The sequence below is a fragment of the Paraburkholderia sp. SIMBA_030 genome (genome assembly GCF_046535245.1).
In the GTDB taxonomy this organism is placed as follows: Bacteria; Pseudomonadota; Gammaproteobacteria; order Burkholderiales; family Burkholderiaceae; genus Paraburkholderia.
The window spans coordinates 1-241 of record NZ_JAWRXB010001497.1 but is presented as its reverse complement, the minus strand read 5'-3'; the positions used below and the strand labels follow the sequence as shown (position 1 = coordinate 241).

Here is a 241-nt window from a genome sequence, read left to right as displayed (position 1 = left end):
GGTCGCTGGCCAGTACCCGGTAATCGCTGTGCAGGGTGATCAGGCCGGCCGCCAGCGCCAGGTCTTCGGCATGCTTGAGCACTTCGTGGATGCCGCCGCGGGCCTTGATCGAGCCAGAGATGGGTAGCTCGCTGTCGGCCTTGAGCCAGAGTGAGCCGCTGGGCGCGAGGCCGGCTGCTTGCTGCAAGGCGTGTTGCAAAGTTGGCAGCGGGCGAATCGGTGATTCGATGATGCCGCCAGA

General features: G+C 65.6%; 1 pseudogene. It reads right to left on the bottom strand.

Annotation, left to right across the window (positions count from 1 at the left end):
* Nucleotides 1-241: pseudogene (locus tag SB772_RS45025) on the bottom strand (D-serine dehydratase); the annotation flags it as partial.